The sequence below is a fragment of the Gemmata algarum genome, assembly GCF_034097035.1.
Lineage (GTDB): Bacteria > Planctomycetota > Planctomycetia > Gemmatales > Gemmataceae > Gemmata > Gemmata algarum.
On sequence record NZ_JAXBLV010000211.1, the window covers coordinates 126,431 to 151,213 of the forward strand.

Consider the following 24,783-nt stretch of genomic DNA (forward strand, 5'->3'; position numbering starts at 1 on the left):
ACCACGAAAGGTATTCGGGCGCCGGACGACCGCGAAGTGTTCGTTTGTCCAAATCCACACTCACCCGCCGGATCCGCTGGCCGAGGTTCGGGAGGCCTCTGAACCTGACAACCCGAACACCAGTTCGGGCGCGCGAGGAGGCTGTTGTTCGACGCTCAAAGGTCCGGCGCCGCTGGCATATTGACGGGCGGCCGACCGGTGTTGACAATGTGGCAACCTCCCCCAAACCCTCTTGTAAACACCGGGTGCCGTATGGCCACGCTCCGCTACGCGCTGCTTGCTGCGTTCCTGACTGCCGCAGGACTTACATCGTCCTCCGCGCAGCCGCCACCGCCGAAAGACCCGAAGGCGCCTACGGGGGACGACAAGAAGGCGTCCCCGGAAGGCAAGACCGCACCCAAGGACGAGACGGCTGGCTCCAAGGGCGACAAGAAGGGGCCGCCGACCGTTGTTACTGACGGGTCGGTCATCATTGCCGGACAGAAGGTGGAATACAAAGCGACCGCCGGGATGCTACCGGTGACGGACAAAACGGGTAAGGCGAAGGCGAACATCTTCTTCATGGCGTACGTCCGCAGGTCCGGGGAGGCCGCGGCCACGCGCCCGCTCACGTTCTGCTTCAACGGCGGCCCGGGGTCCGCGTCGTCGTACGTGCATCTCGGCTTCTTCGGCCCCCGCCGCGTACTCATCAACAACGACGGGCTGACCGCGCCCAACCCGGTCGAGTTGGTCGATAACGACTGCTCGATGCTGGACGTAACCGACTTGGTGTTCATCGATCCGGTCAGCACCGGTCTGAGTCGGGCCGAGACCCCGGCCGACGCCAAACTGTTCCACGGGTTGGAGGAGGACACGCAGTCGGTCGGAGATTTCATCCGGGACTACGCGGCCAAGTTCGACCGGAAGGAATCACCGGTGTACGTGGCGGGCGAGAGCTACGGCACCACCCGGGCGGCGGCGCTGGCCGCTTACCTTCAGAACAAGGGCGGGGTGAAGTTGACCGGAATCGTTCTCATCTCCACTGTGCTCGACTTCCAAACCATCCGGTTCGGTACCGGTAACGACCTGCCGTACGCCCTGTTCCTGCCCACGTACACGGCCACCGCGTTCCATCACGGGAAACTCGACAAGAAGTGGGCGACGGACCTACCGACGGCACTCAAGGAGGCCCAAAAGTACGCGGCCGGACCGTACTTGGAGGCGCTACATAAGGGCAACCTGTTGAGCGATTACGAACGGTTAGCGGCGGCCAAGCAGGTGGCCGCGCTGACCGGCCTGTCGGAGGAGTTCGTACTGCGGTCCGACCTGCGGGTGGAGGCGATCCGGTTCCGCGCCGAGTTGCTGCGGGACCAGCAGACCCTGGTCGGGCGGTACGATTCCCGCGTGTCCGCGAAAACCGCCGCCCGCCCGGCCGGCGCGCCAGCGACCGGTGCCCCAAGCGGCGGCACCCCGCCCGCGAGCGGCCCGGGCGGCGGGCCGGGCGGCCCGCGCGGCGAACGTGTGGGCGGGGGGGACCCGTCGGCAGCGCTGCTCTCCCCGCTGTTCACCGCCGGGATGCGGCAATACCTCCCGGACGGGCTCGGGTACAAGACCGACACCGCTTACGTGCTGAGCGCCCCGGTGCAGCCGTGGAACTACGGGCCGGCGGGCACGAACCAGTACGCCAACGTCGCCCCGCGGCTGCGGGCGGCGATGGAAAAGGATAAGGGACTGCGGGTGTTCGTGGCCAACGGGTACTGTGACCTAGCTACCCCGTTCGCGGCCACCGAGTACACCTTCTCCCACCTCGGGCCGCGCGCCCTGCTGGACCGGGTAACCATGGCGTACTACGACGCCGGGCACATGATGTACACGCACGAGCCGTCCCGGAAGAAGTTGCGGGAGGACCTGCGGAAGTTCGTCACCGCTCCCACCGCCGAGCCCGTGCCGAAGCCTTGACAGCATGGTGACGCGGTGGCGCGATCCCCTCCGGCCGGGCCGGCGGCCGAAGGGCGGTGCCGGGGCTGCGATCACGGACGCCAATCGGCCCCCTTGCGAAATAGGCGTTCACAGCGACCCGGATAATGATCGGGTCGAATGAGCTGCAAAACCCGGCAATTGCCCGTCTTGACATTAATCAAACGATCTACCAATCACGCCCGGTGTCGTCGCGCTGGCCCAGTTCAGGCCCGCGCGGGCACCTCCGGTATACTGGTCATCCCGTCGCCCGAGGAGCACGCATGCCGATTCGGACCTTGGCCGTAGCTGTTTTGGCACTGACCGCCGCCGCCGCGGAAGCCGGTAACGTGTACAAAATCACCGCCAAGAAGGGCGACGAGGAGGTCGTCTATAACGTGAAGTTCGGCGGCGGGCGGCGGTTCGAGCAGTTCACCGCGTTCGACCCCGTGTCCAAGAAGTTCGTGTACCTGACCTGGAACCGCGGGGAAACCGCGCCGAAGCCGGCGGCCACCATCTGGGACCACCGGACCGGTGAGACGATCAAGCTGTACACGTTCCCCGATGTCGAGACCCCGCTCCCGGCGATCCCCGCAGTGGACGCCATCAAGGTGTGCCCGATGACCGGGGACAAGGGGTTTAAGGTCGAAAAGACGATCGTGTACGACTGATACGGATTGGCCGCCGGCCACCGCACCAGCCACTGCGCTGGGCGGTGACTGGCGGCCCGTTTGTGTTCCGATCACGGCGTCAGCCGACCCACCAGCCCTTTTTTCAGTCCCTCGTCGAGTGGCTTCGGTCCGAGGTACACCTCCCACAGGGCCTGACCTTGTTCCCCTCCGACTGGTGGATGATCTTCAACTGCGACGCGGTCCCGGCCTCCACCGGCACCAGCTTGAAGCTCTTCCCCTTGTACGCAAAGGTGAATTGCGTCGATGTTAGTTTGCCGGATTCGGCCCCCGTGATCACCCCGCCACCGAGCCCCTTGGCCACCGCCGCCACCTGGTCCCGCAGCAGCTTGTCCACACGCTGCGGCACGTACTCGGTCAACCGCTTCAGCTCGTCCCGCAGCTTGTTCAGGCCGAACTGCTGGGCCGCCAACCCGATCAGCGGCCCGAGCGACGCGTTCATGGCCCCCAACAGCTCCGCCCGGAAGTTCCCCGCGTTGCCCGCCGCCAGCGCGTTCAGGCTGTCCACGATCTTGGTGAACATCGCCCCCATCTCGACCCGGTTGTCGATGGCCCTCCGCAACGGCGAGGGGGCCACCCTCGTGAAAGCGTAATTCTTCGAACACAGGGGCGTGGACTCGGAAGTGAAACGCCCCTGTGTGGTTCGGACGCGGCATCGATCGCACGCACATCGCCGATTCCCCCTGCGTGGTAGTTCTGGCCGTTCGAGCAGCCCCGGGTGGAGCGACCGCACCAGTTCTCGCCCAAGACGAGTGAGCCCGCGTGCCAAGCGACATCCGCCGTAACAGCTCACACAGAAATGTGTTACGGCAGACATTTCGCGTTAAACGGCAGCCCGGCTCGGTTCGTCGGGAGCGATTATCCGGGTTTTGACGGCGCGATTCGGTGGTAGTGCCGTACCAGCGAATGGGCAGCGAATCGCCCGCGGAACGCCAGCTCATAACCCATCGCCCGTCCCGCCCGCGAATGCCGCCCGCGCCACGAGCGGCCGCCCCTCTGTCACTGACCCCGGCAGTCTGGCTGCACTTGGGGCCTCGGCCACATGACTCGTGTAGCGCCCGCTGCGGCCCCCGCCCCCTACCAACCTGATGGCACGCGCGGGCCGGTCGATCTTCTTGGCCGCGCCGGCGACCGCTGCGGCCCCGGCCCCCTACCAACCTGATGGCACCGCGCTCCGTGGTACGCCCGGGTCAGCGCATTTCAACCTTGCCGAAAATGCCGTTGCGGACGGGATCTGTAAAGCACCCCCGCGATAAGTGAGACAATCGAGGTGTGAAGCCAGTGCGGTACAGGTGATGTCGCGAAGCTCTTGTGGTCCCACCACAACGCCCTCCGATACCAGCAAGGGCGGACCGGGGTTCGCGTTTCTTTCGCGCTGAGCGACTGGGTTAAGTTGGCGGCCGTCTGCCGGCCCGCACGCGAGGCATTGGTCCGCACCCGCGACGAGACTGAAGCCGCGTTCAAAACCGATCTATCCTGTGATCTGTTACACGACTTGACCGCGCTGAACGTGAACGTCGCTCGACCGACCCCGCATCGCGTCAGCAGCTTACTTCTGGTCGTGAAGCACCCGGCGTTGAACTCCTGGCACACGTCGTTCACGATGCCCGCGACCACCTGGTCCGTGGCGCCCGATGCGACGGAGACTGGGTGCGCGGGCCGGCCGGGCCGTGAGCCGAGATACACGGGTTGCGGGGTAAGCATGCTGCCCGCCCCACAACCCGTTGGTAAGTGGTCGTCGGCAAGCCGGGCCGCCTACCCAACAACCGTGACTCAAGAGCGAGGCGTCGACTCGCTCTCGGTTTCGGGACAATCACTCACGAGTGAAACCACGTCGGATCGACCACGCAGTTCGGATCGGTGTTCAGTTCAGTCGTGACCGCCCCGTCGGGGCTGACGGTCACCTTCAACCCGTACCACTCTGCTGCCGAATCCTCCTTCCGCACCTTCCAAACTTTGTCGAGAAGGGCCTTCATGTCGCTTGTCACACGCAACGAGCCGTGGAGCTTACGGTTCGGCAGCACGACACGAAGCTTGGACGTGAAGCCCTCGGCATCCGCGAACCACCGCGCGTCCACAAACGCGGAGGTCCACGGCGAGACGTCCGCCCGCGGTTTGGCCTTCGCCTTCTTCGCGGGCAAGCCCTCGTCCACCTCCGCCCGGATCAACCGGCCCAGTTCCCGGATCAGCTTTTGGAACTTCTTCTGAAGCACCTCGGACATAACGAACACCTTCTGTTGCAGGGCGGTATCACGGAGCCGTCGCAACAGCCAGTGCGGCCGCGAGAGCCTGGGATTGCTGAGTGCTCAGAGAGGTGTCACCGCCGGCGACCGGCACCCACTCGCCCGACAGCGTCGCGATCCGGTCACCCGCGGCCAGCGACCCGGCCGCGGTCCACCCCTTCCCGTCCACCCAGAACGGGTGCTCCGGCGTGGTGCGGATCCGCTCACCGCCCCCGAAGTGCAGGTGCAGCACACGGCCCGTGCGGCGGAACGTGTCCTCCACCGCCTTCCACTCCACCGGCCCGCACGGGTCGTGCTCGGTCCGGCTCGCCATTTGGCCGCTTAAGTCATCTTCATCTGCTTGAGATTTGTCCGATATCCCTTAGTCTTACCCCACCACTTCAAATAGCTCTTAACACATCGATATAAAATATCATAAATTCATTAAATTAATACACGATAGATATACATTCTACAAGTCCTTATTCAACCGGTGATTGCGCCGCGGCAACGGGGTAGCATTAGGAACAGGCCGAACTCGGCGGCTCGGCGGAGACCCATTCCAATTGCGACTCCGCTTGGTGGACTGGCCTATAGCCCCAAGCAATGCCGCCGGAACTACCGAAGCATATATATACATTATTCCCCGGCCGAATAATTAATGGCTCATCATTCATCCGGAGAAACGCCCGCCAATTGCGAAGAAACACACCCCACGTCGTCTTATAGATCGTCCACTTGTTAAACAAGAACAGGACAGTATCACTTTCAGACCAACCGGTTACGCGGTGCAGGGCGGGCACCACAGTGTCAGGTCGGTCGGAATGGTTGGCTGATTCATACCAGTCCATCCAGCTCTCCTCATTCAGCTGAGACCAGTGCCCTTCTGGCATGCATGCAACACCATGCAAATTGGGATCAGAGTGAACCAACTCGGCCCATAACCGGGAGCTGTCCTCAGTGACGACCTCGACGATCCCTGTGCGGTCGGAATCAGGTATCGGTCCGCCGACATAAAGACGCGGAGAAGTCGCTTTTGAGATCTCATGTACTCGGAGTCGCATACTGCCTCCTACCACCCGTCCGCGGGTTGGCTAAACTGGTGCGGGCCGCTCCACGAGCCGTAATAAATGTGTCCGTCAGCCGCGACGTGCCCACCATCCGTCCGGTTGTCTGTCCATTTTATGTGTAAGAGGTTATTGTCCGGAGTATTCCCCTTAGGGGTGCCCTCGTATTGCTCATCGAACTGGTATCCGAACTCATATCGGCCGTTCTGCCACGTATCTGACCATTCAGGCTTTCGGAGTGGAAGGCGGCCGGTGGGCGTCCCGTCGTAGGCGTCCCAGATCAACTGTTGCGCCTGTGACTGGCCGGCCACACGGAAATTGGTTCCGTGCGCGAGGGTCGGGTTTCGAATGGCCTCGACGGCCGCCTGCCAATCGGCCGTGCCTGGCGAGAGGATCCGAAGTTCCGATGCGGCTTTTCGAATCGTGACTGCCTTTACCGCCGCGTTGGTGGATCGCCCGATAGCCGCACGAATGTCGTCCAGCACTTGGTTGAACCCAGCCTCGCTGCTCTGTAAGTTGGCCAGATAGTATGCCGCCTTCTCCAAAGAGCCGGCGCCCTTTGCCTTCGCCACCGCATCCTTCAAATTGCCCTCGTAGATTTGCACCAACCCACTTGGCGAGACCTTAATGTTGTAATAAGTGTTATGCGCCCAAGCGGCGAAGCCCCACCCATCGTCGCCGACGAAGTACGTGTGGTGGTCAGCCACCCGCAGGTTGTACACGGGCTCCCATTCCTGCGTGTCGTACACCTCGGTAATCGGCACCCACTCGCCCGACAGCGTCGCGATCCGGTCACCCGCGGCCAGTGACCCGGCTGCGGTCCACCCCTTCCCGTCCACCCAGAGCGGGTGCTCCGGAGTCGTGCGGATCAGCTCGCCGCCCGCGAAGTGCAGGTGCAGCACCCGGCCCGTGCGGCGGAACGTGTCCTCCACCGGCTTCCACTCGACCGGGCCGCTCGGGTCGTGCTCGGTCCGGCTGGCAACCTCGTCGCCCACCCCCAGCAACTCCACCGCCACCCACCCGCGCCGCGTCAGCAGCTTGGTCCCCGCCGCGAAGCAACCCGCGTTCAGGTACTTGCACCCGTTCGCTTGCAGGTACGCCGTCAGGTCCGCCAGCTTGGTGTCCGCGCCCCCTTACAGTTTGATGGCGTGCGCGTACCTCCCCTCAGCCCTGCCCATCTGCCGATCCATATCAGGTACAGTTCGGTACAGCACAATCTCGGTGCCACCGCCGCGCCGGCACCGAGATCGCCCGAGCGAACGAAAAAGCTTGTGCCCGGCTGATGCCGACGCTCACCTACCTTCGTTCACCCGAGTCGCCGGACGGCAACAGGAGCGCTACCGGGAAGCGACGAAGAAGATCGACTTGTGCCGGCAGTCGGGCGAGTGTTCTCAGCACCCGACATGGACTGAACGGCTCAGCCCCTCACCCAAACCCATCAGACCCGCGTAGACAAAGCTGCGGCTGTCGCGCCTGATGCAGAGGGCGCCTTCCCAGCGCAGCAGTTCAAGGCATCACACCTCGCCCTCACTCTTGTCTGGTGCCAACTTCGACAAGAACGCCTTCCACTCTTCGCTTGCGGTATATCGCCTGAATAGAGTTCGCAACTGGTTCTGAGACAACGCAAACAAATCAACCGGGGGGGTGTCAGCATCCGCCTCGATCAATCGCAGTTCGATCTTCTTGCCCTCAGTACCCTCGTCTTGTTCGCTGTACTCCTCAAGGAACTGAAGGAACGAAAAGCAGGCATAGTGGATAGCAGAGTAACAAAAGTCATTTAGTGACCTTCGCTCATCATCGGTGCATCGTTGATATAGGTCTGCGGCAGCTTTGAACGAGGCATACTTGGGATTGCCACGTCCGGCAGCAGCCAGAAAGCCTAAAGAGGCTCGATAGGCTGGCACGGTGACCAGATAGTGAATTTGGGCGACGAAATTCTCGACGATGTTATGGTCCATAATCTCACTTAGGTAGAGTCCCGATGTGGACATCGAGGGTCGCCTCGATAAGTCTCTTGAGTTCCGCGACTTTATTCCTTGGAACGTTAAAATCCAGAAGCTGCTTTAGATGATATCGAATATGGACGACGATATCCGCATTCTGATGCTGCTCAAACTCTAGGCCCGTTAGGTGATCGATTTGCTGGTGCATCCACAAAGGAATGACAATCGCCGGAGCCTCGTTGGGATCATAGTCATCGCCCCATGTGTAATTTCCGGCGCGCACTTGTGGAACGTGATGTCTCGGGAAGTTGGCATCTGAAGGCAGTGACGCGTAAAGACCCACGTCGAAGCACGCATTGTGCGCCCAGGCGGCGAACCCCCACCCATCGTCGCCGACGAAGTACGTGTGGTGGTCAGCCACCCGCAGGTTGTACACGGGCTCCCATTCCTGCGTGTCGTACACCTCGGTAATCGGCACCCACTCGCCCGACAACGTCGCGATCCGGTCACCCGCGGCCTGCGACCCGGCCGCGGTCCACCCAGAACGGGTGCTCCGGGGGCGTACGGATCAACTCCCCCAGCCCGGCGCTGACGGACCCGAGCCACGCACCTTGGAGTTCCGGAGCGATGGGGTGAAGTGCAAGGAGCGGTTGGATAGGCTACGGACGCGCCACTTCGTGCGGCCACCTGAGTAGCTTCATGCGGCCGCCTGAGTAGCATCGAGACCATTTTCAACTACAATAGTTCCGCCCTGCCGCTATGTAGTGGGGTCCTCCAACACGCGCGAGCCGGCCGGTGCCGCGCTGAACGCACGGCGCGTAACTTTTTCACATCGACTTGTCTCGCCAAACGTAACCAGCCCATTCCGCAAATCACACCGCACATAATCTGGATAATTTTTATATTATAATATTAATTATTGATAAATGTATTTACATTGTAAATTGAGCGTCGCTTTATTATATCGACCTAGAGGCAATCAGAAGTTAAGGGTGACGAAATCTAGCTCCCGGCAGGTGGCGATAAATCTCTCGATGTCCGATTCGCTCAGCCACCCGCGTCCTCGTATCCATTCCAGGGAAAGTGCCAATGCAGATAGAGAATCGTCAGCTAGTGTAAGGCTTTGCAAAAAATTTTGCAGCGGCTGATCTCGGTGGATAGCCAGAATCTCCGCAGCATGCCGCCACGGCTCGTGGACGATGAGATGTGGCAACTCCGGCCAAATCAACCCTTCTGGGTTGATATTAAGGAACGGGCACGCATCTAGTCGAGCTTTGGAGAAGTCGCATCGCTCCATCCGGGTCAATGGAGCTTGGAAGCACCTGTTCTTGGAAATACGACCGAATGAACAACTCGAGAACACTCCTTCGAGTTGGCAGTCCAGCCAATGCACGTTGACCCAATTTGGATCGACCTGAGGTTGCATCGCGATCAGCCGGCACCGCTCCAGTGTCGAACAATAAAAACCTGATTTCTTGGGGTGGTGTAACCGAATTTCGCAATCAGTTACTCGCGCCCCCCATTTGACGAGATCGTTGTACTGCCGCACCCCAAAATCCAAACTTAATCCAGAAGCTTCGGAATTAATTATCTCTATCTGGTTTTCACCAATAGACAGGCGCGGATCAGGGTAGCAAGATGGATCGAGGTCGCGATCCAACTTATCTTTCATACGAATGAGTTCACTATCGTCCATATCTACGCCTCCAATTACGAATCCATCTGTATTAGTTATAGGCTAAGGCTCGCCATGCGGCGCCCGTTAAGGCGGGCCGATAATGAGCACTCCACGATCCAGCCGTGTCGCGGAGAACCTCAAAGTGGATGCCGGTCTGGATATGAAGGATATCAATCCCCTCGCTAGAAACATGGAATCCGTTCCCATCGAACTCGTTCTGCATCTGCTTATGAATATATTCCCCCTTTGCGCCCCCTCGCTGGAAGTTTGCGGTCTTAATCGCCTTCCCATGGTCCTTCTTCAGCTGCGCGTATACGCCATCCGTCATCCCCGCTGGTGTTGCGGATTGGAGGCGGGGCAATTCAACAGCTCTCGATAAGAAATCGTTGAGCGCCACTTGCGGCATCCCCAGCTGTGCATAGATTTGATTCGCGGTGGCAACTGCAGCCGCAATCGCGTCACGGCGTCCTTGCGAATACTTGTCGTTGCTGCTAACAGGCAAAGCGTCCCAAGCAGCGCTGTACCGGTTAACGCCTGCCTGAAGCGCATTCCCAATTCCGAGGGTGTTATCCACGCATGCCTGGCGGAGCGCCTCGAAGTCTTTTAGATCATGCGGCTTAAACCACGTCGAATTGTATCCATCGCTAGAATCCCTGATCGTTAAGCGATCCCCAACCGTCGTAACCTGCTCAGTTTCCTCATCCTTCCATTTCGCTTTTCGGCGTGGGCCAGCGATCTCGCAGGCATTATGCGCCCAGGCGGCGAACCCCCACCCGTCGTCGCCCACGAAGTACGTGTGGTGGTCGGCCACCCGCAGGTTGTAGACAGGCTCCCATTCCGCGGTGTCATACACCTCGGCGATCGGCACCCACTCGCCCGACAGCGTCGCGATCCGGTCACCTTCGGCCAGCGCGCCGGCCGCGGTCCAACCCTTCCCGTCCACCCAGAACGGGTGCTCCGGCGTCGTGCGGATCAGCTCACCGCCCCCGAAGTGCAGGTGCAGCACACGGCCCGTGCGGCGGAACGTGTCCTCCACCGCCTTCCACTCCACCGGGCCGCTCGGGTCGTGCTCAGTGCGGCTCGCCACCTCGTCGCCCACCCCCAGCAACTCGACCGCCACCCACCCGCGCCGCGTCAGCAGCTTCGTCCCGGCCGCGAAGCAACCGGCGTTCAGGTACTTGCACCCGTTCGCTTGCAGGTACGCCGTCAGGTCCGCCAGCTTGGCGTCCAGGACCGCCTGCTTCGCCTTCAGCTCCGCGAACTTCGCCTTCGGCTGCGGCGCGGTGGTGCCCGCGCCGTTGACGTTCTGCTTGATGGCCACCCGCGTCGGGCCGCTCGCCGCCGACCGCACCGCCGCCTCGGCCGTCATCACCTCCTGGTATTTGGTCAGCGCCAGCCCGTCAAAATCCTTGGCCGTGAACACGTGGACCTTGTTCCCCTCCGACTGGTGGATGATCTTCAACTGCGACGCGGTCCCGGCCTCCACCGGCACCAGCTTGAAGCTCTTCCCCTTGTACACAAAGGTGAATTGCGTCGATGTTAGTTTGCCGGATTCGGCCCCCGTGATCACCCCGCCACCGAGGCCCTTGGCCACCGCCGCCACCTGGTCCCGCAGCAGCTTGTCCACACGCTGCGGCACGTACTCGGTCAGACGCTTCAGCTCGTCCCGCAGCTTGTTCAGACCGAACTGCTGGGCCGCCAGACCGATCAGCGGCCCGAGCGACGTGTTCATCGCGTCCAACAGCTCCGCCCGGAAGTTCCCCGCGTTGCCCGCCGCCAGCGCGTTCAGGCTGTCCACGATCTTGGTGAACATCGCCCCCATCTGGGCCCGGTTGTCGATGGCCCACTGGAGCGCGTTGGCCAGACCCCGGATCGCACCCGCACCCGGCACGAACATCGACGCCGCCTGCGCCACCGCCCGACCCGCCGCGAGCGTGATCTGCTCCAGCGCCTTGGTCTTCAGCCCCTCGACCAGGGTGGGATCGAATTTGTTCACGAACGCCATCAGCGACCGGGCGCTCGACGTGTCCGACTCGGTCGCGAAGTAGTCGTCGTAGATCTTCGTCACCGCCGCCACGTTCCCGGCGCCCAGCTCTTGCAGCATCACCGCCTGCACGTTGTCCCACGTCAGGCCCGCGTACCCGAGCAGGAACGCCTTGATGTCCTCCCATTCGTCGAAGTTGGCGTTCGCCAGGTTCGACAGGAGGGTGGTCGAGCCCGCCCCGAGCCACTCGAAGAACGCCTTCTTGCTGCTCGTCTGGAACCCGCTCACGAAGTCGCTCAGCGCCCCCTTCAGCCCGACCTCCAGGTTGCTCATCAGGGTCGCGAACCCGCCCTCGGACAGCGACGTGAACAGGTTGACGGCCGCGCTGCCGAGCTGCGGGGCCAGGTCCCGGACCATCTTCCACAGGTCCACCGCCTGGTCCCAGGTGGACTGCGACCGCGGGGTGGTGGCGATCACCTGGTGCGGACCGGCCGACCGCACCACGGTGCCGCCGCTCAGCATCTCCGGGATCACCGTCACGATGATGACCCGGTCCTCCGGCTGGCCGGGGACCGAAATGATGTCGCTCGCGCTCTTGGTGTACTGGTGCGGCGGCAGCGGCCCGCTCCCGTGCCCGTCGGACGGGTACTGTACGTCGATCGCGTACCGGTACCGCAGCGTGTACCCGTGGTCGGCGGCGAACGCCAAGCTCGCCGGGTCGTAGGTGAACTTGATGTCGAACCCCTGCCCGGCCCCGACCGTCCGCCGGACCGTCGGGCAGTCCGCGTACTGGAGGTAGTTGTCGACGGGTATGTCGGTCGGGATGAACGTGCCGAACACGGTCGCGGTTCCCGTCCCGTGGCCCAACTGGGGCTCCACCAGAACGGTCGATGCCGTGGCGATAAAGTCGCCCTCGTTCGGGCCGCCCAGATTGATCGCCTCGGCGATCGCGGGGGGCATGGGGCCGTCCGGCGGCACCACCACGAGTTTGAAGGTGACGTGCGTCATCTCGCCGCCGTCCTTGTCCCTCATGTACGCTTCGACAATGTGGGGCCGAACCACCGTGTAGTCGGGCAACGCAACGGCGGCCGCGTTCCCCAACCAGTTATTGTCGACTTTCCAGAAGAACTGCATCTGTTCGAGGTCCGCCTCGGACGGCTCGACGATGTTCTCGAACGAGAGCAACTCCTTGTCGTGCAGCACCCGCACATCCTGGCCGCCCGTGGCCACGGTCGAGATGACCGTGCCCGCCTTAACCGTTGCGGTCGGGATCACGTTGCGGACGTGGACATCAACGGCGTCGTCGGTCGCCGCCCCCCAATCGTCACTCACCCGGACCTTGGCGTGCCAAACGGTGCCGCCCGCCGGGTTGTCTTCATACGGGGTGTCGAACGTGACCGTCTTGAGCTCCCGGTTGAACGTCCAGTCGCCGTCGTCGACGATGTCGTACTCTCCGGTCCCGTACCAATCGACCTCCACGGTCAGCGAGTCGGTGTTCTTGATGTCGAGTTCGCGGTCGAGTTCGGTGACCACGAACGTGACCACGCTCCCCTCATCGACCGTCGCGTTAACGGCACCGGTCGCGGTCCGGTAGAACGCGTACCCGTCCGGCGCGTCGTTGGTGGCCTTGACGGTGAACCAGTTCTCGGCCACCTCGCCGTTGGCGTCGGTCACCTGGACCCAGAAGTCGTAATCGCCGTAGGTCTCGAACTTGTAGTCCGCCGCGAGCGTGGTCATGTCCGCGACCCGCTCGTACTCCCAGCCGTCGAGGGCGACCCACCACTCAACCCCGGTGATGGCGACATCGGTGTCGGCCGTTACGGTCAGCGTCTCGGTGTTGCCGGCAACGACCGTGAGGTTTTCCGGGACGGTGAGGACGGGCGGTTCGTGGTGGACCGTGACGGCCGTCGTGACGACCTCGACACTTTGGGCGTTGGTCAACCGCGCGGCAACGGTGGCGGTCCCCACGCTCGTGAACGTGTGCGGAGCGAACTCGTCGGTACCGGACACTTCGGCCTGGAAGTTGCCTGTCTGGTAGTCAAAATCCCACTCGATCGAGGTGTACACCGGCTCGGGCGTGAGCGATGTCTGGAGGTAGAACGTGACGGTATCGCCGCGGTAAACGTAATCGTTGTCGGCTTCGAGCCAGACGCCGGTCGACGAAGTTCCGCCGCCGGTACCACCGCTACCGCCCGTACCACCGCTACCGCCCGCCCCTCCACCACCTCCCACTTCGCCGCCCGGCGCCCCAATAGTCCCTCCAGTCCCACCCCCTTCTTCCACACCGCCGCCCACCGGCCCGCCACCCGCTCCCCCGGTTCCTCCGGTGCCACCTCCTTCACCTTCCAGTCCGCCGCCGACCGCTCCGCCGCTCGGCGGCCCTCCGGTCGGGTCCTCCCCGAGCCCCGCGAGACCGCCGGCCGTACCATTCGGGTTCGGGGCTGAGGTGGGTGGCATCTCGCCCAGCGAAGCGAACGGAACGTCCCAGGAGATCCCCAAATCGTCATCAACGGTGCTGCGGGAACCCGGCAGGGGCTCATCGCTCGGTGCTCCAGAGCCCCCACGGTCGGAGTCGCTCCCGGAGAACGCAGGGACGGCAGGGGCCGAGCTTTCGGCCGCTGAAGAAGCCGGCAGACCATTGGCCGGATCGGCACCCAGCCAGGAAGTGAGAGCCGGAACGCCCTCAGGCGGCGCGGGGAAATTGAGGTCCTGAAACGTCGGCAGGGACTCAAGAGCGAGCAGCGAGCCGGGAAGGTCCCGATTCTCGATCGCCTCCAACCCCGCCAACCGGAACCGGTACGGCAGACCCGTGTGGCGGGTGACAACACGCGGCGACCGACCAACGGGTTTGCGGAACGGAGACCGGGCCAAGAGACGGCGGACGAACCGGCGCAAGGCTTCACTGAACATGGGCGCGTGCTCCGTGCGAAAAGCTTCAGGCAGACGATTTTGCGACAGAAACAGCCAGAATCATTGCCAATCAATTGCCAACGGGATCAGCATTCGATCCAGTCGGACACGGAAAATCGCGGCGATTCGGGAGAGTTGAGCTGCGATTGAAGAGAGGATTGTTGTTTTGTTCAGCGCCCAAGTCAATCGACGTTGTCCAACGAGGCGTATTTTTCCAATGCGCGTGAAGCGCACGTGGGGCTGACGCCCTCACCCCACCAGACCATCGGATTCCTTCAACACTTCTGCGACAGCCGCATCGGCCACGCACTTCCCGCGGCGCGTTAATCGTATGCGGTCTCCGTCGTCGGTAACGATGCCGTGGTCGCGGAAGAGCGCCAGCGCCACCGGCGCCAGCGCGTCCAGGTCGAAGCCGGTCTGCGCGCGGAACGAAACCCGCCCGATGCCGTCGGCCCGGCGCAACTGCGTCGCGAGCGTCTCGAACGCCCGCGCCCGCGGTTCCAGCTCCTCGCGCTGGAACGTCACGTCCTCGCCCCCGAGCGCCTTGCGGATGTAGAGTTTCGTGTCGCGCACGTTCAGTTCGCGGCTGCCGTTCACGTACCGCGCCGCCCCCACCCCGAACCCGTAGTAGGCGTCGTTGGCCCAGTACCGCTCGTTGTGCCGGCACCGGTGCCCGGGCCGGGCGAAGTTCGAGATCTCGTAGTGCTCGAACCCGCACGCCGCGAGCCGGTCCATCGCGTGCTCGTACATCGCCAGTTCGGTCTCCTCCGGCACCGCCTCCACCAGCCCGCGGGTTTGGCGCTTCCAGAGCGGCGTGCCCTTCTCGTAGGTCAGCCCGTAGGTCGAAACGTGCTGCGGGTCGAACGCCAGCGCCGCGTCGAGGTCCGCGCGCCAGCCCTCGATCGTCGAACCCGGCGCGCCGAAGATCAGGTCGAACGACACGACGGGGATGTGCTTCCGAACCGCGTCCACGGCCCGCCCGATGTGCTCCGGGGCGTGCCGGCGGTCGAGGGCCGCGAGCGATTCCGGGCGGAACGACTGCACCCCGATGCTCACCCGGTTCACCCCGAGCGCGGCCATCACCGCGGTCTTCTCCTCGGTCAGCGAATCGGGGTTCGCTTCGATCGAAAACTCGCGCCCCGCGCCGCGGCCCAGCGGCAGCCACCGCGTCACCGTTTCGATCAGCCGCCGCAACTGATCGGCCGAGAGGTGCGTGGGGGTCCCGCCGCCGATGAACAGGCTTTCGACCGGGCGCGGCTCGCGCAACCCCGCGAGTTCGGCGCCCAGTGCTTCGAGGTACAGTTCGATGAGGTGGTCGTGCCCCGCGGTCACGGCGAAGTCGCAGTAACCGCAGTGGTGCGCGCAGAACGGGACGTGAACGTACGCCGTGCGGGGGTCGAGCCAGGGATCGTTCAATGCAGCAGTGATATCAAAAGGTGACGGGCGGAAGTGGTCGAACCGACGCGGTTTGCCACCGTTCGATTCTACCACTTCCGCCCGTCACCTTCTCACTTTTGCCGCGCTCTTACGGGAACAGGAACGCGAACCCGGTGACCAACCCGGCCTCGGCCATGATTCCGCCACAGGTCAGGTTCGGCGGGTACAGGTACAGCGGGGCCGGGCTACCGGGCAGGCACTTGCCGGCGTTGGTGTCCCAGAACCCGTAGGTGCAGCCGGACACCAGCCCCGCGGGCCACAGCAGCACGTCGCGGTAGAACTTCCCGGCCGACACGAGCGTCGTCATCGGCCCCAGGTCCCAGCCGGTGCGCTCGAAGTTCCGCTGCTCGAAGTGGAGCCGGCGGTGGACCACGTACAGCGGCTCGATGGTGAGCTTGCTGCCCGGATAAGCAAGCGTCTTCGGCTGATACGCGACGCCCGGCGGGCTGACCACCGGCAGGGTCGGGAACTCGAACTCGGGCAGCGTGCGGGGGTCTTTAACCGCACGGTAGGTGCGGAGCTGTTCCTGCGTGACGTCCGTGGGGCGCCCGGCCGCGGTCTCCTCCTTCAGCGATTTCTCGAGGAGCCGCAACCTGTCCCGGTACGCGGCGTCCACAATCGCCTGCCGGAGTTCGGCGTCGTTGTACGAGACCCCGAAGATCTTGTCGCGCGACGGCAACTGGATCTCCTTCGGGTCCACCTCGATCGCTTTGTACTCTTGCTTCGAAGCGCTCAGATCACTGGCCGGCGCCTTTTGCACCGGCGGCTGTGCCGCGGGCAGCGCCGCAACCGCCGCCGGCGCGGGGGGCACTACCGCCGGGGCGACGGTCACCGGCGGCAGCACCGGGCGTGCGGGTGCCGTGTCGGGCACCGGCAGCGGCACCGCCGGCTCGCGGCCGCCCAGTTGCGCGACGCCGTCGCCGGCGGTCGCCGTGAGCCCGCCGCCGGTCGCGGTCAGCGCGTCCGCCGGCTTGTGGAAGTACATCATGGTTCCGGAAGAACCCGGAGCCGCGCCCGAAGCGGGCGGCTGAGCAGGCCGCGACGGCTGCGCGGGTTGCGCCGCCTGAGGCTGGGCCGGCGGCGTCCGCGGCCGGTAACCGGGTGGCAGCGCCAGCCCGTTGGGCAGGACGTTGTTCGCCGGGGCGGCACCCGCCCCGCCCGATCCGGGCACAAGGTTGCCCCCCGGAATGGGAGCGGGCGGCTGTGCAAGGGCCGGCGCTGCCATGAGCGCCAGGAGCAGGGCGGTCTTAGCCGCCCGCGTCCCCGGCGTAATCGACCGAAGTGTAATTCGGCGCTTCCTGCGTGATAGCAATGTCATGCGGGTGGCTCTCCTGCACACTCGCCGCGGTCACCTGAATGAACCGGGCCTTGGTCCGCAACTCGTCCAGCGTCTTGCAGCCGCAATACCCCATTCCGGCCCGCACGCCGCCGACCAGTTGGTACACGAACGGCGAGAGGTGCCCCTTGAACGGGACCCGCCCCTCGACCCCTTCGGGCACCAGCTTCCCGTTCGCCGGCTGCGCCCCGCCCTGCTGGTAGCGGTCCGCGCTGCCGGCCATCATCGCGCCCATCGATCCCATCCCGCGGTACTGCTTGAACGAGCGACCGCGGTACAGGATCAGTTGCCCCGGGCTCTCGGCCAGACCGGCGAACAGCCCGCCGATCATGACCGAATAGGCCCCGGCCGCCAGCGCCTTGGTGATGTCGCCGCTGTACCGGATGCCGCCGTCGGCGATAATCGGTACCCCGGTCCCCTCGAGCCCTTTCACAGCGTTGGCGATGGCCGACATCTGCGGCACGCCGACGCCGGACACAACCCGGGTGGTGCAAATGCTGCCCGGGCCGATACCGACCTTCACCGCGTCGGCGCCGGCGTCCGCCAGCGCCCGCGCGCCGTCAACAGTCGCCACGTTACCCGCGATCACATCAATTTTGTGCCGCTTTTTCAGCTCCCGCACCGTCTCCACGACGTTGCGGCTGTGCCCGTGGGCCGAATCCACGACCAGCACATCGACCCCCGCCTCGATCAGCGACGCGGCCCGCTCGAACTCGCGCACCCCGATCGCCGCCCCGACCTTCAACCGCCCGCGGGCGTCTTTAGCCGCGTTGGGGAACTTTTGCGTCTTGTCGATGTCCTTGATCGTGATCAACCCCTTCAGTCTGAATTGATCGTCAACCAGGAGCAGTTTCTCCACCTTATTTTTGGTCAGGAGCTTTTCGGCCGCCTCGAGGGTGGTGTGTTCGGGAGCGGTGACCAAGTTCTTCTTGGTCATCACCTCCTCGAGCTTCTGCTCGTTGTCGTCGAGGAACTTGAGGTCGCGGCGGGTGAGGATGCCCTTGAGCACGCCGTTAACGGTGATCGGCACGCCACTGATGTGGTGCTCCTCCATCAACTTGCGCGCGTGGCCGACGGTGTCATCGGGAGGGAGCGTCTGCGGGTCGGTGATGATCCCGTTTTCGCTCCGCTTCACCTTATCCACCTCGCGCGTTTGCGCGGCGATGCTCAGGTTCTTGTGGATGATCCCGATGCCCCCCTCCTGGGCCAAGGCGATGGCAAGTTCGCTCTCGGTGACCGTGTCCATCGGGCTGGAAATGATCGGGATGTTGATCCGCACGTTCCGGGTGAGCTGGGTGCGCACGTCGGTCTCTTTGGGGATCACGTCGCTGTAGCCCGGTTCCAGCAGCACATCATCGAAGGTAATGCCCTGGTACGCGATGCGATCCTGCATGAGTTCGCTCCGTTCGGCGGTGAGCGGGAAATTAAAGTGTGGTCTGGGATTATAGGGACCGGGCAAGAAGTGCGTCGATGAGGGCGGCCCGGTAAATGACGCAAGGGCACCGCCGGTCCCGCGTGCGGCGCCTCAGCGCCCGGGACCAGCAGTGCCCTCGCGACGGGGACGGGAGCCCCTCAACCCGACTTCGGCTTGAGCACCAGCAGGTGCGGGCCGTCGCTGACGACGACCCCGCCCGCGACTTCCTTTGTAACCGCGAACGCGTTAGCCTCGCCGACGCGGATCGGCGCCCGCACCCGCACGAGGGCCGTGCCGTCGGGCCGCACGTCAAAAACCCCGCCGTCCACCGGCTGCTTTTTCGTCGGGTCCACAATCCAGAGCTGGTACTGCTCTTTCGAGGGGTCCAGCGGCGGCAGCCCCTTGAGTTCGAGATACCCCTCTTGCTTGGCGGTGCTCCAGAGGACCTCGCCGGACAGCCCCGGCTTGTCCGCCGCGGCGAACGCGACCGCTTGCGGGCGCAACCGGTCGCGCAGTTCGGCCAGCGTCGGCTCCTTCTTGGGCCACAGCGCGAACGCCAGCACACACGCCAGCGAAGCCGCCACCGCCCACCCCGACCACGCAACCCACGCGCGGGAGGGCCGCGGCTTTGCAAGGCGGACGGGCACGGACGGCATCGCTACCGCCGTCAGTTCGAGCCGCTCTGCAAGGTCCGCCGGGAGCGGTTCCCGCGGTCCGATGAGCGAAAGGTGGATTGCCGCCGCAGCCAGTTCCAAACCGTCGGGGTCTTCGTCCGGAAACTGTGCGAGCAGCGCGTCCAGCTCTGCCGCATCGGCGGGAGCCAGTCCCTGAGTCGCCTCAAGGGCCAGCAACTCGTCTAATCGGTCGTGTTTGAGGCTCATGCGCCGCCCCCCTTCTGGGTCAGGCGCTCGCGCACGCGAATCAGCCCGCGGCGGATGTGCGTTTTAACTGTACCGACCGGCAACCCGGTCGCGGCCGCGATCTCCTCGTGCGTCAACCCGTCGTAGATGGCCAGCCGAATCACGCTGCGCTCCTCGTCGCGCAACCCGGCCAGCACCGCCGCGGCCAGAGCAGCCTCGTCCTCGATCTCGATCCGATCGACCGGCGTTTCCCCCGCGGGCGGCTCTTCGGCGAGGGGTTGCGCTCCGGGCACGCGAGACGCCCGGCGCCGGCGGTCGATGAGCCGACGGCGTGCGATCATGGTCACGTACGTGGGCTCGGACGAGCGGTCCGGGTCGTACCGACCCGCGTTCTTCCACAATTCGATGAACACGTCCTGCACGGCATCTTCCGCGTCACTCGGGCTCCCGAGGAACCGGCGCGCCAGTGACCACACCAGCCCGCCGTAGCGAGTGATGCAGTCCGACACGGCCGCCGGGTCACCGGCCGCGATCCGTGGGAGCACGCTGTCTGTCACCAGCACCGCCCTCCCCGCTCACTACACGACACAATCATTCGCGACGCTACCAATCGCAGATGCAGAAATGGTCCAGCCCGTGACCCGAGTCACGGGCTGGACTCAATTCTCATTAGCTCACCGAGCAAAAACGGCTAGTAGCCGGTTTCGCCGCTGAACCCAAGTTGTTTGCCCCCACCGAAACCGCCTTGGATGCCGCCGATCCCACCACCGAACCCACCCTGGATGCCGCCGATACCACCGATACCGCCGCCGAACCCGCCGATACCACCGCCGAACCCACCCTGGATGCCGCCGATACCACCGCCGAACCCACCCTGGATGCCGCCGATACCACCGCCGAACCCGCCCTGGATGCCGCCGATACCACCGCCGAACCCACCCTGGATGCCGCCGATACCACCGCCGAAACCACCCTGGATGCCGCCGATACCACCCTGAATACCGCCGCCGAACCCACCGATACCGCCCTGAATACCGCCGCCGATACCACCAATACCACCGCCGATCCCGCCGATGCCACCACTGATCCCGCCGATGCCAGCACCAAGGTAGCTACCAATCGACGGGAACGTAACGATGTTCCCACCGATGCCACCGCTAATCCCGCCGATGCCACCACCGATGCCGCCGCCGATCCCGCCACCGATCCCGCCGATACCACCACCGATCCCGCCGATCCCTCCACCAATCCCGCCGATCCCACCACCAATCCCGCCGATACCACCGCCGATCCCGCCCTGAATACCACCGATGCCGCCACCGATCCCACCGATACCACCCTGAATCCCGCCGACGCCGCCGATCCCGCCGATCCCGCCCTGAATACCACCCTGGATCTGGCCGCCCTGAATACCACCCTGGATCTGGCCGCCCTGAATACCACCTTGGATCTGACCGCCTTGAATGCCGTTAATACCACCACCGATGCCGCCGATGTTACCCGCGTTATTGAACCCGGCCGGGCGCCATGTGCCCTGCGGGACGTACGAGTAACTGCCGGCCGGGCGAGCACGCCCCGGTTGCTGGGCTTGCACCAGCCCCGTCGCGGGTACCAGTGAAACCGCCCCAAGGGCGAGCGCCAACCCGGCCAACCGCCGATTCAGAGTTCCAACCATGACAAGCCCTCACCTCAAGTGCTGATGGTTCTTCCGCTGATTCGCAAGCTCGACCGGCCGGCTTCGGCAGTCGCACGGATACACGGATCACTTTTTCACGATCCACGTTACCCGCTTAGGGGACAAATGCAACGCGGCCCTCGGACTTGCGCCGACCCGCCGCTTCCGGTCGAACTGAGCTACGTCCCGCACGACGCCGCGCTGTTCCTGTACGTCGATGCGGCACGGGTGCTGTCACACGAGGCGGTCAAAGGAATTCGCGCCGCCGACCGTAAGGGGGTCCTCGGGGCGATCGAAGCGGCGGCGCCCCAGCAGTTCGGGATGAGCGTGGATGATCTCAAGTCGGTGGTCGTGTTCGTGCCACGCCTAACAGGCCCGCAGGACTCCGAAAAGGTCGGGTTCGTCGTCACGTTCACCAAGCCCTTTGACAAGAAAAAGTTCGAAGCCGGGTTGCCGGCCCTGCTCCCCAACGGTGTGAAGTTCAGTGTGTCGGCGCTGAACGATAAGGCCGCCCTCGTCCTTCAGAACTTCGGCACCAAAGACCCGAAGCCGAGACCGGCCGACGAAGACGGGCCGCTCACCGGCGCGATCAAGGCCGCAGCGAGCGGCAAGCACGCCCTGGTCGCCGGGCTCACCTTCGCCAACCTGCCCGACGAACTGCGGAAAGACAACCTCCCCGGCCCGTTCCGCGTCGCCAAGCCGATCTTTGCCTCCGACGCGCTCGTCGCCACCGTCAACCTGGGCCAGTCGCTCGATCTCGCGGTGACGGTGAAAGCGATGCGCGCGGCGCAGGCCGCCGATGCCGAGAAGGCCCTGGCCGCGATCACCAAACTCCTGACCGAGGAGTTGACCCGTAGCCTCGTGACCCTCGAAAAAGACACCGCGGTCAAAGACGGGGTAACGGTTCTCAAAGCGCTGCTGGCGAGTATGAAGGGGGGCAAGTTCGAACGGGACGGCACCGACGCTCGCGTGACCGCCACCCTGCCGCTGGAAGGGTTGCCACTGGCGGCCGCTTACACCGACGCCGTCAAGGGCGCTCAGCAGGTCGCGGTCCGGAACCGGTCGGCCAACAACCTGAAGCAGATCGGGCTGGCACTGCACAACTACCACGACACCCACGGGCACTTCCCGCCGGCCGCGGTGTGCGACAAGAAGGGCAAGCCGCAGCTCAGTTGGCGCGTCCTCATTCTGCCGTACATTGAGGAGGAAAAGCTGTACAAGGAGTTCAAACTGGACGAGCCGTGGGACGGCCCGAACAACAAGAAGTTGCTCGCCAAGATGCCCCGGGTGTACGCCCTCCCCGAGGCCACCAAGGCGGGCGGCACCGACACGTATTACCGTGCGTTCGTCGGCAACGGCGCCGCGTTCGACTGGCTCACCGGCACCCAGATCACCGGCTTCGCCGACGGGACCTCGAACACCGTGCTGTGCGCGACCGGAGCGACCGCGGTGCCGTGGACCAAACCGGACGAGTTGGAGTTCGACCCCGAGAAGGACCCGACCAAGCTGTTCGGGCTGGTCGTGAACGGAACGGCGCAGGTGACGATGTGCGACGGCTCGGTGCGCACGCTCGCGAAACTGCCGTCGAAGGAAACGCTCAAGGCGCTCATCACCCGCAGCGGCGGCGAGGTAATCGGGAACGATTTCTAAGCGCCGGCTGGGAACGAGCCCCGACCGCCCGTGAGTGGGGCACGCCCCGGCACGACGATCGCAGCTCGTTAAAACGCGTGGCTCAACCACGACCGCCCATTCGGGCGGTCGTCTCAAGTCCCAGATTTCGGGTTCCAAGCTGGGCACCGGCGGCGCGCTGACCGGCCCGCCGGAACTCGGAATGCTCTCCTCAAGGAGTTCCTCCTATGCGATTCACACTCCGGGCCGGCGGGTTCGCCGTCGTCGCGGCGCTGGCCGCTACGGTCGCGCTGCTACACCCCGAGGTTCGACCCCAAGCCGGGGCGGCGCGCGCCGCACAACCGGCGGTCGAGTTGCCTGCGGACCTCGCAATGGTCCCCGCCGACGCCACCGGCTTCGTCCACGTCCGGCTTGCGGATCTGTGGAAGAACGAGGTGATGGAGGGGTTCCGCAAAACGTGGGAGAAGGCCGGTCCGAAAGCGCTGGCCGAACTCGACCGGCAGTTCGTCCCGGCCCCGTCCACGATCTCGCGCGGCACCGCGTTCGTCCTGATCGACGACAAGAAGAGGCCGCACGCGGTCGGGGTGCTGGCGTTCTCTGCCGCGTTCGACCCGGCGAAGGTGCTGAAGACGTACCTGCCCAACCACACCACCGAGAAGGTGAACGGGAAGACCGTGTACCGCAGCCCGGACATGCCAATCGACCTCTATTTCCCGGACGACAAGCACATCGTGATCGGGTCCGAGGGCTCACTGGACGCGTACCTCGCCAAGGCCCCCGCGAAGGACGGCCCGATGGCTCACGCGATCAAACTGGCCGCCTCGCCCGCGAAGGTGGTGGTGGCGTCCGCGGACCTCTCCGCACTGCCGATCCCGCCCGACTCCTTCAAGGACGTGCCCCCCGAGGCCCTGCCGATCCTCAAGGCCAAGCAACTGACGCTGGCAGTCGACCTCGGCAAGGACGCGCGGTTCGACGTGCGGGCCGGGTACGCCGACGACGCCGCGGCGCGAGACGCCGAAAAGGCCGTCAAGGCGCTCGCGGACCTGGGCCGCAAGGAGCTGGCGAAGACCAAAAAGGAACTCGAAGAGAAGTTCTACGACCCGAAGATCAAGACCCCGCGCGGCCCGGAGGAGTTGCCGGAGGCGCTCGCCGCCGTGTTCGCGCTGGGTGCCATCGAGCGACTGAACGAAACGCTCACCGACCCGAAGCTGATCACCCGCGATAAAGCGGAGCTGGCCGTCGCGGTGCCGCTCCCGAAAGAGGTGCTCGTCACCTTGAGCGGGATGTCGGCGTTCGGCGCGGCGGCAGTGGTCCCGGCGGTAGGCAAGGTGCGCACCGCGGCCGCCCGCACGCAAAGCCAGAACAACCTGAAACAGCTCATGCTGGCGATCCATAGCTACCACGACGCCAACGGGCACCTCCCGCAAGACATCGTGGACAAGAACGGCAAGCCGATCCTGAGCTGGCGGGTGGCGATCCTGCCGTACATCGAGCAAAACAACCTGTACAACAAGTTCAAGCTGGACGAGCCCTGGGACAGTGCGAACAACAAGCAGTGGTCGCAGGTGCGCATCAGGGTGTTCACTTCGCCCAGCGCAACGCTGCCGGAGAATCTTGAGTGGGGGACGACCAACTACCGCGGGATCAGCGGCCCGGGCGCGGCGTTCGACCCGACCGCCAAGATGAAGCTCACGTTCGCCCACTTCACCGACGGCCTGTCGAACACCATTGCGCTGATCGAGACGGAGGACTCGGTACCGTGGGCCAAGCCGGACGACTTCCCGTTCGACCCGAAAAAGCCGCTGCCGAAGATCGTGCCCCCGGGCGGCCAGAAGGTGTTCCAGGTCGGCATGGGCGACGGCTCGGTGCGTGCGATCAGCACGACCATCGACGAGAAGACGCTGAAGGCCGCGTTCACCCGCAACGGCGGCGAGGTGATCGACATCGACAAGGGTAAGTGAGTCCGGCAGATCGAACCCGCAGATCGAACGGCGCAGCCGTTCG

Annotated in this window: 18 protein-coding genes and 1 pseudogene; 5 read left to right on the forward strand and 14 right to left on the reverse strand. The window is 64.5% G+C overall.

Annotation, left to right across the window (positions count from 1 at the left end):
- The first annotated feature begins 252 nt into the window (after positions 1 to 252).
- Together R5W23_RS24815 and R5W23_RS24820 are read left to right on the forward strand one after the other, a co-directional pair.
- Complete coding sequence (locus R5W23_RS24815; protein WP_320688637.1) at positions 253 to 1,938, forward strand: S10 family peptidase; 1,686 nt, start codon at positions 253 to 255, stop codon at positions 1,936 to 1,938.
- A 281-nt stretch (positions 1,939 to 2,219) separates the two neighbouring features.
- Entirely contained in the window at positions 2,220 to 2,606 is a 387-nt protein-coding gene (locus R5W23_RS24820) for a hypothetical protein (RefSeq protein ID WP_320688638.1), read from the forward strand.
- Between the two features lie 103 nt (positions 2,607 to 2,709).
- Here the strand turns inward: R5W23_RS24820 and R5W23_RS24825 are convergent, their stop codons facing one another.
- The 14 genes and pseudogenes from R5W23_RS24825 to R5W23_RS24885 form a co-directional block, all read right to left on the reverse strand.
- On the reverse strand, positions 2,710 to 3,147 hold the full coding sequence (locus R5W23_RS24825) for a hypothetical protein (protein ID WP_320688639.1): 438 nt from the start codon (positions 3,145 to 3,147) through the stop codon (positions 2,710 to 2,712).
- Between the two features lie 1,294 nt (positions 3,148 to 4,441).
- Complete coding sequence (locus R5W23_RS24830) at positions 4,442 to 4,846, reverse strand: hypothetical protein (RefSeq protein WP_320688640.1); 405 nt, start codon at positions 4,844 to 4,846, stop codon at positions 4,442 to 4,444.
- Between the two features lie 28 nt (positions 4,847 to 4,874).
- A complete protein-coding gene (locus R5W23_RS24835) occupies positions 4,875 to 5,180 on the reverse strand; it encodes a hypothetical protein (RefSeq protein ID WP_320688641.1) in 306 nt (101 codons plus the stop codon).
- A gap of 187 nt (positions 5,181 to 5,367) precedes the next feature.
- On the reverse strand, positions 5,368 to 5,910 hold the full coding sequence (locus tag R5W23_RS32805) for a DUF2947 family protein (RefSeq protein WP_407936162.1): 543 nt from the start codon (positions 5,908 to 5,910) through the stop codon (positions 5,368 to 5,370).
- Between the two features lie 8 nt (positions 5,911 to 5,918).
- Positions 5,919 to 7,028, reverse strand: a complete 1,110-nt coding sequence (locus R5W23_RS24840) for a polymorphic toxin-type HINT domain-containing protein (RefSeq protein ID WP_320688721.1) — start codon at positions 7,026 to 7,028, stop codon at positions 5,919 to 5,921.
- 399 nt (positions 7,029 to 7,427) lie between these two features.
- Positions 7,428 to 7,871 carry a hypothetical protein gene (locus R5W23_RS24845; RefSeq protein ID WP_320688642.1) on the reverse strand — a complete coding sequence of 148 codons (444 nt, stop codon included), beginning with the start codon at positions 7,869 to 7,871 and terminating at the stop codon, positions 7,428 to 7,430.
- Positions 7,872 to 7,875: 4 nt separating this feature from the next.
- Positions 7,876 to 8,397 (reverse strand): annotated as a pseudogene (locus R5W23_RS24850) (polymorphic toxin-type HINT domain-containing protein); the annotation flags it as partial.
- 438 nt (positions 8,398 to 8,835) lie between these two features.
- Positions 8,836 to 9,552, reverse strand: a complete 717-nt coding sequence (locus R5W23_RS24855; RefSeq protein ID WP_320688643.1) for a hypothetical protein — start codon at positions 9,550 to 9,552, stop codon at positions 8,836 to 8,838.
- A gap of 31 nt (positions 9,553 to 9,583) precedes the next feature.
- Positions 9,584 to 13,975: a polymorphic toxin-type HINT domain-containing protein gene (locus R5W23_RS24860; protein WP_320688644.1), complete on the reverse strand. Its 4,392-nt coding sequence runs from the start codon at positions 13,973 to 13,975 to the stop codon at positions 9,584 to 9,586.
- A 702-nt stretch (positions 13,976 to 14,677) separates the two neighbouring features.
- Entirely contained in the window at positions 14,678 to 15,844 is a 1,167-nt protein-coding gene (hemW, locus tag R5W23_RS24865) for a radical SAM family heme chaperone HemW (protein WP_320688645.1), read from the reverse strand.
- A 109-nt stretch (positions 15,845 to 15,953) separates the two neighbouring features.
- Positions 15,954 to 17,036 carry a hypothetical protein gene (locus tag R5W23_RS24870; RefSeq protein WP_320688646.1) on the reverse strand — a complete coding sequence of 361 codons (1,083 nt, stop codon included), beginning with the start codon at positions 17,034 to 17,036 and terminating at the stop codon, positions 15,954 to 15,956.
- 76 nt (positions 17,037 to 17,112) lie between these two features.
- Positions 17,113 to 18,594: an IMP dehydrogenase gene (guaB, locus tag R5W23_RS24875; RefSeq protein WP_320688647.1), complete on the reverse strand. Its 1,482-nt coding sequence runs from the start codon at positions 18,592 to 18,594 to the stop codon at positions 17,113 to 17,115.
- Between the two features lie 179 nt (positions 18,595 to 18,773).
- Positions 18,774 to 19,496: an anti-sigma factor gene (locus tag R5W23_RS24880; RefSeq protein WP_261190653.1), complete on the reverse strand. Its 723-nt coding sequence runs from the start codon at positions 19,494 to 19,496 to the stop codon at positions 18,774 to 18,776.
- Positions 19,493 to 20,038: an RNA polymerase sigma factor gene (locus R5W23_RS24885; RefSeq protein WP_320688648.1), complete on the reverse strand. Its 546-nt coding sequence runs from the start codon at positions 20,036 to 20,038 to the stop codon at positions 19,493 to 19,495. The genes R5W23_RS24880 and R5W23_RS24885 overlap by 4 nt, the downstream gene beginning before the upstream one ends.
- 158 nt (positions 20,039 to 20,196) lie before the next feature.
- Here R5W23_RS24885 and R5W23_RS24890 point away from each other — a divergent pair, with 158 nt between their 5' ends.
- The 3 genes from R5W23_RS24890 to R5W23_RS24900 all read left to right on the forward strand — a co-directional run bounded on the left by R5W23_RS24890 (position 20,197) and on the right by R5W23_RS24900 (position 24,740).
- The gene (locus R5W23_RS24890) at positions 20,197 to 21,093 is read left to right on the forward strand and encodes a hypothetical protein (protein WP_320688649.1); all 897 of its coding nucleotides are present in this window, start codon (positions 20,197 to 20,199) and stop codon (positions 21,091 to 21,093) included.
- A gap of 183 nt (positions 21,094 to 21,276) precedes the next feature.
- Positions 21,277 to 22,800 (forward strand): DUF1559 family PulG-like putative transporter, encoded by a 1,524-nt coding sequence (locus R5W23_RS24895; protein WP_320688650.1) that lies wholly within the window; start codon positions 21,277 to 21,279, stop codon positions 22,798 to 22,800.
- Between the two features lie 206 nt (positions 22,801 to 23,006).
- Positions 23,007 to 24,740, forward strand: a complete 1,734-nt coding sequence (locus tag R5W23_RS24900) for a DUF1559 domain-containing protein (RefSeq protein WP_320688651.1) — start codon at positions 23,007 to 23,009, stop codon at positions 24,738 to 24,740.
- Positions 24,741 to 24,783: the final 43 nt, after the last annotated feature.

Excerpts from the sequence above, each read along its gene's own strand:
- R5W23_RS24815 (WP_320688637.1), top strand. The coding sequence starts at position 253 with ATGGCCACGCTCCGCTACGCGCTGCTTGCTGCGTTCCTGACTGCCGCA.
- R5W23_RS24820 (WP_320688638.1), top strand. The coding sequence starts at position 2,220 with ATGCCGATTCGGACCTTGGCCGTAGCTGTTTTGGCACTGACCGCCGCC.
- R5W23_RS24825 (WP_320688639.1), bottom strand. The coding sequence starts at position 3,147 with ATGTTCACCAAGATCGTGGACAGCCTGAACGCGCTGGCGGCGGGCAAC.
- R5W23_RS24830 (WP_320688640.1), bottom strand. The coding sequence starts at position 4,846 with ATGTCCGAGGTGCTTCAGAAGAAGTTCCAAAAGCTGATCCGGGAACTG.
- R5W23_RS24835 (WP_320688641.1), bottom strand. The coding sequence starts at position 5,180 with ATGGCGAGCCGGACCGAGCACGACCCGTGCGGGCCGGTGGAGTGGAAG.
- R5W23_RS32805 (WP_407936162.1), bottom strand. The coding sequence starts at position 5,910 with ATGCGACTCCGAGTACATGAGATCTCAAAAGCGACTTCTCCGCGTCTT.
- R5W23_RS24845 (WP_320688642.1), bottom strand. The coding sequence starts at position 7,871 with ATGGACCATAACATCGTCGAGAATTTCGTCGCCCAAATTCACTATCTG.
- R5W23_RS24855 (WP_320688643.1), bottom strand. The coding sequence starts at position 9,552 with ATGGACGATAGTGAACTCATTCGTATGAAAGATAAGTTGGATCGCGAC.
- R5W23_RS24860 (WP_320688644.1), bottom strand. The coding sequence starts at position 13,975 with ATGCCACCCACCTCAGCCCCGAACCCGAATGGTACGGCCGGCGGTCTC.
- guaB (WP_320688647.1), bottom strand. The coding sequence starts at position 18,594 with ATGCAGGATCGCATCGCGTACCAGGGCATTACCTTCGATGATGTGCTG.
- R5W23_RS24880 (WP_261190653.1), bottom strand. The coding sequence starts at position 19,496 with ATGAGCCTCAAACACGACCGATTAGACGAGTTGCTGGCCCTTGAGGCG.
- R5W23_RS24895 (WP_320688650.1), top strand. The coding sequence starts at position 21,277 with ATGCAACGCGGCCCTCGGACTTGCGCCGACCCGCCGCTTCCGGTCGAA.
- R5W23_RS24900 (WP_320688651.1), top strand. The coding sequence starts at position 23,007 with ATGCGATTCACACTCCGGGCCGGCGGGTTCGCCGTCGTCGCGGCGCTG.